Genomic DNA, 7,181 nt, shown 5'->3' with positions numbered 1-7,181 from the left:
CCTACGGCGAGGTGCTGTCGGGCCGGGGCCCCCCCCGCCCCCGCCCCGCCTCCGTATGCCTCGCGCTCCCCGGTCAGCCGTGGGAGCGGCCGCGCGCCGGCGGGTGCGCGGGCTCCCGGGCCTCCGCCTGGGTGGCGATGATGGCGGCCTGCACGCGCCGCTCCACCCCCAGCTTGGCCAGCAGCCGCGAGATGTGGTTCTTCACGGTCTTCTCCGCCAGGTAGAGCCGCTGGCCGATCTGCCGGTTGGTCAGCCCCTCCCCGATCAGGGTCAGGATCTCCCGCTCGCGGGCGGTCAGCCCCGGCAGGGCGTCCGGCTCCGGCTCCTTCTCCTCCTCGGAGCGGAGGCGGGCCATCAGCCGGGTGGTGGCGCTCGCGTCCAGCATGGACTGGCCGGAGGCGACCGTGCGCACCGCCGAGACCAGGTCCGTCCCCGAGATCTGCTTCAGCACGTAGCCCGCGGCCCCGGCCATGATCGCGTCGAGCAGCGCCTCCTCGTCGTCGAAGGAGGTGAGCATCAGACAGGCCAGCTCGGGCATCCGCGACCGAAGCTCCCGGCACAGGCTGACGCCGTTGCCGTCGGGGAGCCGGACGTCCAGCACGGCGACGTCGGGGCGCAGCGCCGGCACCCGGACGAGGGCCTGCTCGACGGTGGCGGCCTCACCGATCACCGTGAGGTCCGGCTCGGCCTCCAGCAGGTCGTGCACCCCCCGCCGGACGACCTCGTGGTCGTCGAGCAGGAAGACCTTGACCGGAGTGTCTCCGGTGGCCCGGTCGTTTTCCGCCATCCATCGCTCCTCTGTCCGCGCCGTCCGTTGCGGGGCCGGCGGCGCCCTGGTACCTGCGGTGCGGGTGCGGCCCGCACCGGATACGCGGGGTCGGGCCGGGTCGCGGGCCCGCGCCGCGCACCCCCACCGTATCCGGTGGGAGGGGATCGACGTATCCGTGTGTGGTGCCCTCTTCCAGCGGATACCCGGTGGAAGACGAAGGGAAGGGGGGCGGGAAGCGGTCCGTTCCGTCCGTTCCGCCGGAAAGGCCGGGACCGGTCGGCGGGGGATCGGGACCTGTGGCCCCTGCCGCCCGGCCGCGCGCCGGTGGATCCTGGGCCGCTGGGGCGGGAGTGCCTCCGGCCGGACGGCCGGGAGCCGGCGCCGCCCCGGAACCCCGCCCCGCCCGCGGCACCCGCGGGGCACAGCTGCCCCGGCGCGGACCGCCGCGCCGCAACAAGGATGGACAGATGCACCCAGACAACGGCTTCCACAAACTCGACCGGCAGGAGTGTCTGCGGCGGCTGGCCACCGTTCCGATCGGACGTATCGTCTACACCAGCGAGGCGCTGCCCGCCGTCCTGCCGGTCAACTTCGCCCTCGACAGCGACTACTCGGTGATCGTCCGCACCTCGGCCGGCTCCCGGCTGGCGGCCTCGGTGAACGGCGCCGTGGTCGCGTTCGAGGCGGACCAGATCGACGCGGCCACGTCCAGCGGCTGGAGTGTGATCGTCACCGGCATCGCCCACGTCGTGACGGACCCCGCGGAGCACCGGAGGCTGGAGGTGGTCGGCCCCGACTCCTGGGGGCCGGTCGCCGACGGCGTCTACATCCTCATCGAGCCGGAGCTGGTCACCGGGCGCGCCCTCGGCAGCCACGCCGATCTGATCGCGCCGCCCGAGCCCCGGGACGCGACGTCCGCGGCCGGGCTCTGGACCATCCCGTAACCGGCGCGAGGGCCGGACGGCGACCCCGCGGGGTGCCGTCCGGCCCTGATTTGTCACGGAGAAGACCGGGACTTTTGGCCCTGGTCTGTGGGACCTGTGTCCCGAGATCCACCGCAGAGGTCCCATCGCCCCTCTGACCTCGTATTTCGGCTGCTATACACGGATTGGCCGCCCCGTACGGGAGGCCGGAAACCCTTCTCCTCACCCCCCTGGGAGCTGCCGTGCTGTCCGCCGAGTCCGCCGAGCTCGTCCGCGCCACCCTCCCCGCCGTCGGCGGGGCACTGGACCAGATCACCACCCGCTTCTACGGCACGATGTTCTCCGAGCGCCCCGAGCTCCTCGACGGGCTGTTCAACCGGGGCAACCAGGCCAGCGGAGTCCAGCGGCAGGCGCTCGCCGGTTCCATCGCCGCCTTCGCGACCTGGCTCCTGGAGAACCCGGACCGCCGTCCGGACGCCCTGCTGGACCGCATCGCCCACAAGCACGTCTCCGTGGGCATCACCGACGACCAGTACGTGATCGTCCACAAGTACCTCTTCGGCGCGATCGCCCACGTCCTCGGCGACGCCGTGACGCCCGAGGTGGCCGCCGCCTGGGACGAGGTCTACTGGCTGATGGCCGGCGCCCTCATAGCCCAGGAGGCCCGGCTCTACCAGGCCGCGGGCGTCGGCCCCGGGCAGAACTGGCGGACGTGGCGGGTCACCGACCGCCGCGAGGAGACCGCCGACACGGTCTCCTTCGTCCTCCGCCCGGCCGACGGGGAGCCCGCTCCCGAGGCCCGCGCCGGGCAGTACGTGAGCGTCAGCATGGTCATGCCCGACGGCGTACGGCAGCTCCGGCAGTACACCCTCTCCTCCGCCCCCGGCGAGGACGAGCGGCGCATCACCGTGAAGCGGGTCGACGGCGAGGACGCCCCCGACGGCGAGATGTCGAACCTGCTCCACTCCACCGTCCGGGTCGGCGACGAGCTGGAGCTCTCCCCGCCGTTCGGCGACATCGTCCTGGAGGACTCCGACCGGCCGCTCGTGCTGGCCTCCGCGGGCGTCGGCGTCACGCCCATGGCGGCCATGCTGGCGCACGTAGCGGCCACCACGCCCGAGCGCGAGGTGCTCGTCCTGCACGCCGACCGTTCGCCGGCCGACCACGCGCTGCGCGGCGAGACCCTGGAGCTGGCCGCGAAGCTGCCCGCGACCCGCGCCCTCTTCTGGTACGAGAACGGCGCCGGGGAGGCCGGGGCCCGTACCGGCCTGATGGACCTCTCCGAGGTGGAGATCCCCGCGGACGCGCAGGCGTACCTGTGCGGCCCGCTGGAGTTCATGCGCGGTGTCCGGACGGACCTCCTGCGGGCCGGTGTCCCCGCCCGTGACGTCAAGTACGAGGTCTTCGGCCCCGACCTGTGGCTGGCCGACCCCGCCGCCTGACCCGGCTCCGCCGGGAGGCGTCCCCCTCCCCGGGACGCGCACCGGCGACCGTGGGCGCCCCGTCCCCCGCCACCGGGCGGGAGGCGGGGCGCCGCCGTGTGCGCCGCCGCCGGCCCGGCCCGCACGGCGGCCGGCCGTCCACGGGAGAGGTCCCCGGACGGCCGGCCGGCGCGGTCCGGCGGCACGGCTCAGACGAGGCTGGTCCAGTACGACCAGAAGCGGGTCAGGATGAACACGGCGATCAGCGCGTACCAGCCGGAGAGCAGCAGCCAGCGCACGTCCAGCACCGCCTCCGCCGCCTCCCGCCGGTGCTCGGGCAGCGGCAGCACCCCGTTGCGCAGGGCGTCCGTCAGCAGCGTCCAGAAGAGGGCGATGGTGACCACCCAGATCAGCATGCAGTACGGGCACAGCTCGCCCAGGACGTAGAGCGACTGGTAGATCAGCCAGTGGGCGAAGGCGACCCCGAGCAGGGACCCGCCCAGGAGAAGCAGCCACAGCCAGCGACGGAACCGCGCCCCGGCCAGCAGGGCCAGCCCGAGCGCCCCCACGACGGCGAAGACGCCCAGCCCCCACAGCATGTTGGGGATCCCGCCGAAGGCCTCCGACTGCCAGGTCCGCGCGATGTCGCCGCAGCCGATGACGGGGCTGATGTCGCAGGCCGGCGCGTAGGACGGATCCTCCATCAGCGCCCAGGAGTCCCGGGCCAGGCCGAACGAGGCGAGCCACCCGAGGGTGCCCGCCACCGTGATCAGGACGGCCGTGGAACGGCCCGCGCCGATGCCGTCCCCCTCGGGGGCGGGCATCGGCGCGGGCCGGGCGGTGGCGGAGTCCCGGGCGGGGCCCGGGGCGGAGGCGTGCCGGGCGGTCACCGCCGGGCCCCCTGGCGCTCCCCCGGGCTCCCCGCCGGGGCCCCGCGCCGCCGGGCGGCCGGCGGCGCGGACGGACGGTGCCGGTAGACCAGATACGGCCGGGACAGATACGCGACCGGCGCGCTCCACACGTGCACCAGGCGCGTGAACGGCCAGACGGCGAAGAGCAGCAGGGCCGACAGGGCGTGCAGCTGGAACAGCAGCGGCGCCCCGGTCATCGCCTCCGGCAGCGGCTGCAGGGTGAACAGCCCGCGGAACCAGGGCGAGATGGTGGTGCGGTAGTCGTAGCCGCCGCCGAAGACGTTGTGCGCCGCCGTCGCCGCGATGCCCAGCAGCACCGTCGCGGCGAGCACCGGGAAGAGGACCTTGTCGGAACGGTCGGTGGTGGTGCGGATCCGGCGGGAGAGCAGCCGGCGGGCGCTGAGCATCCCCAGCCCGGCCACCATGGCGATCCCCGCGACCGTGCCCAGCCACACGGCGGCCACGTGGTACATGTGCTCGGTGATGCCGGCGGCCTCCGTCCAGGAGGCGGGGATCAGCAGACCGACGGCGTGGCCGCCGATCACCGCGAAGGCGCCCAGGTGGAACAGCGGGCCGCCCCAGCGCAGCCAGCGGTGCTCCAGCAACTGCGTGGTGCGGCTGGTCCAGCCGAACTGGTCCCTGCGGTAGCGCCACACGTGGCCGACGAGGCAGACGGCGAGCGCGGCGTAGGGAAGGGCCACCCACAGCAGGAGGTCACCTGCCGTGGTGGCAGCGGCGAGTTGGCCGCCGGCGAGGGTCATCGGACGTTCTCCCTGGTGGTCGGGTTGGTGGAGGGACCGGCGGGGGCGGGCTCCGTCCGGGTGGGCGGGGCCGGGGCCGGGGGCGTGAAGGTGCCGGGCGGGGCGAACACGCCGCCGTCGAACGGGTCCAGGCCGACGTCCTCCGCGGGCGGCCCGGCCGCGGCCAGTTCGGCCACGGCCCGCAGGTCCGCGTCGGTCGCCGGCGGCAGCAGCGACAGCACCGCGGCCAGGACGTGCTCGTACGGGGACTCGACGGCGCCCAGGGAGCGGCGGATCAGCTCCAGGCCGCGCCGGTGCCGCCGCAGCGGGGCCTCACCGGCCGCCGTGCCCGTCAGGGCGGCGTACTCCAGGACCACCGGCAGATGGTCGGGGAGTTCCCCGCTGCCGCTCTCCCAGCCGGTGGCGCGGTAGCACTGGGCGAGGGTCAGCAGCGCCATGCCGCGCCGCCGGGTGTCGCCGTGCAGGTAGTAGGTGAGGTAGAGGCTGCTCTTGCGCCGCAGGTCGAACACCTCGACGTAGTGGCGCCGCAGGTCGTCCGGGCCGGTGGCCGTGAACCACCCGGCGAACGCCGTCAGTTCGGCGGCCGCCGGGGAGTCCGGCAGCGCCCGTACGGAGCTGCCGAGCACGGCCCGGGCGGCGGCCAGTTCGTCGTCCGGGTACTGCAGGAAGAGGGAGCAGAGACGGAGCAGCAGACCGCGGGTCTCCCGCTCCTCGGGGGTGAGGTCCGCGGGCCGCCGGGCGGCGGGGCGGATCCGGGTGCGGACCGCGTGCAGCGGGTTCCGGGGGCTCACGACACTCCTCCCGCGAGTCCGCCGGCCTCCGGGGCCGCGTCGCGGCGGCGGATCCTGGGCAGGCCCAGCATCACCTTGCCGCTCGCGGCCGGCTCGCCGCCGGAGCTCTCCACCGGGCAGCGGTTCTCCATCGCGCTGAGCGCGGCGGCGTCCTCCTTGTGGGCGGCGGGGACGACGTAGCGGTCCTCGTACTTGGCGATCGCCAGCAGCCGGTGCAGGTCCTCCGCCTCGACGGCGTCGAGCCCCACCGCTGCCAGGGCCTCCTCCTCGCCGGCCTCGCCGAGGTTGACGGCGCGCATGTGGCTGCGGAGCGCGGTGAGCTTCATCAGCACGCCGGCGACCACGTCGGTGTCGCCCGCGCTGAACAGGTTCGCCAGGTACTCCAGCGGGATCCGCAGCCGGGTCACGGCGGCGAACACGTGGTCGGGGTCGTCGGCGTTGCCGCCCGCCTCGCCCACCGCGTCCAGCACCGGCGACAGCGGCGGCACGTACCAGACCATCGGCAGCGTCCGGTACTCCGGGTGCAGCGGCAGCGCCACCCTGAACCGGGAGATCAGCGCGTACACGGGGGAGCGGCGGGCCGCCTCCAGCCAGTCCTCGGCGATGCCGTCGCGGCGGGCCGCCGCGATCACCTCCGGGTCGGACGGGTCGAGGAACACGTTGCGCTGCGCGTCCAGCAGGTCGTGCTCGTTCTCGACGGCCGCGGCCTCGCCGACCCGGTCGGCGTCGTAGAGCACCAGGCCGAGGTAGCGCAGCCGGCCCACGCAGGTCTCGGAGCACACGGTCGGCTGGCCCGCCTCGATGCGCGGGAAGCAGAAGGTGCACTTCTCCGCCTTGCCGGTGGCGTGGTTGACGTAGACCTTCTTGTACGGGCAGGCCGTGACGCACATCCGCCAGCCGCGGCAGCGGTCCTGGTCCACCAGGACGATGCCGTCCTCCTCCCGCTTGTACATCGCCCCCGACGGGCAGGCCGAGACACAGGCCGGGTTGAGGCAGTGCTCGCACAGCCTCGGCAGGTGGAACAGGAAGGTCTGCTCGAACTCGAACTTCACCTTCTCGGCGAGCGAGCCGCGCAGGTTCGGGTCGGCCGCGGCGGTCTCCCCGGCGCCACCGAGCCCGTCCTCCCAGTTGGGGCCCCAGGTGATGGCGGTCGGCTCGCCGGTCAGCACGGAGCGCGGGCGGGCCACCGGGACGTGGGTGCCCACGGGGGCGTCGACCAGGGTGTCGTACTCGTAGGTGACCGGCTCGTAGTAGTCGTCGATCGACGGCAGATCGGGGTTGGAGAACAGCGACAGCAGCCGCTTCACCCGGCCGCCGGACCGCAGCACCAGCCGGCCGCGGCGGTCCAGCATCCAGCCGCCCTTCCAGTGCTCCTGGTCCTCGTAGCCGCGCGGGTAGCCGACACCGGGCTTGGTCTCGACGTTGTTGAACCAGGCGTACTCGACCCCGGGCCGGTTCGACCAGGTCTGCTTGCAGGTCACCGAACAGGTGTGGCAACCAATGCACTTGTCGAGGTTCATCACCATGGCGACCTGTGCCATGACTCTCATCGTGCTGCTCCGCTCTGGGCGCCGGGGGTCCGGGCGTCCGCGATCCGTGGGGCGG

The 7,181-nt window shown here is 74.1% G+C and carries 7 protein-coding genes; 2 read left to right on the top strand and 5 right to left on the bottom strand.

Translation table 11 applies throughout. The features are described 5' to 3' along the window. Positions 1-73 precede the first annotated feature (73 nt). A complete protein-coding gene (locus KBZ10_RS27415) occupies positions 74-787 on the bottom strand; it encodes a response regulator transcription factor (RefSeq protein WP_210990430.1) in 714 nt (237 codons plus the stop codon). Between the two features lie 449 nt (positions 788-1,236). Between KBZ10_RS27415 and KBZ10_RS27410 the strand changes: the two genes are divergently transcribed. Next, on the top strand, positions 1,237-1,713 hold the full coding sequence (locus tag KBZ10_RS27410; RefSeq protein ID WP_210990429.1) for a pyridoxamine 5'-phosphate oxidase family protein: 477 nt from the start codon (positions 1,237-1,239) through the stop codon (positions 1,711-1,713). Between the two features lie 221 nt (positions 1,714-1,934). Next, the gene (locus tag KBZ10_RS27405) at positions 1,935-3,134 is read left to right on the top strand and encodes a globin domain-containing protein (RefSeq protein ID WP_210990428.1); all 1,200 of its coding nucleotides are present in this window, start codon (positions 1,935-1,937) and stop codon (positions 3,132-3,134) included. A 188-nt stretch (positions 3,135-3,322) separates the two neighbouring features. On the opposite strand, the gene KBZ10_RS27400 is transcribed toward KBZ10_RS27405, so the two are convergent. From KBZ10_RS27400 to narH, 4 genes are read right to left on the bottom strand one after another with little or no spacing between them, the layout of a single operon-like run. Further along, the gene (locus tag KBZ10_RS27400; RefSeq protein WP_307847630.1) at positions 3,323-4,003 is read right to left on the bottom strand and encodes a vitamin K epoxide reductase family protein; all 681 of its coding nucleotides are present in this window, start codon (positions 4,001-4,003) and stop codon (positions 3,323-3,325) included. Next, entirely contained in the window at positions 4,000-4,785 is a 786-nt protein-coding gene (gene narI / locus KBZ10_RS27395) for a respiratory nitrate reductase subunit gamma (protein ID WP_210990427.1), read from the bottom strand. Before narI ends, KBZ10_RS27400 begins: the two co-directional genes overlap by 4 nt. Then, entirely contained in the window at positions 4,782-5,576 is a 795-nt protein-coding gene (gene narJ, locus KBZ10_RS27390; protein ID WP_374223425.1) for a nitrate reductase molybdenum cofactor assembly chaperone, read from the bottom strand. Before narJ ends, narI begins: the two co-directional genes overlap by 4 nt. Next, positions 5,573-7,126, bottom strand: coding sequence for a nitrate reductase subunit beta (gene narH / locus KBZ10_RS27385; RefSeq protein WP_210990426.1), 1,554 nt, complete (start codon positions 7,124-7,126; stop codon positions 5,573-5,575). Before narH ends, narJ begins: the two co-directional genes overlap by 4 nt. Positions 7,127-7,181: the final 55 nt, after the last annotated feature.

This window comes from Streptomyces sp. F63 (assembly GCF_018070345.1).
Classification (GTDB): Bacteria; Actinomycetota; Actinomycetes; order Streptomycetales; family Streptomycetaceae; genus Streptomyces.
Note: the sequence above shows the minus strand (reverse complement) of the source record. Positions and strands in the feature narration are given on the sequence as shown.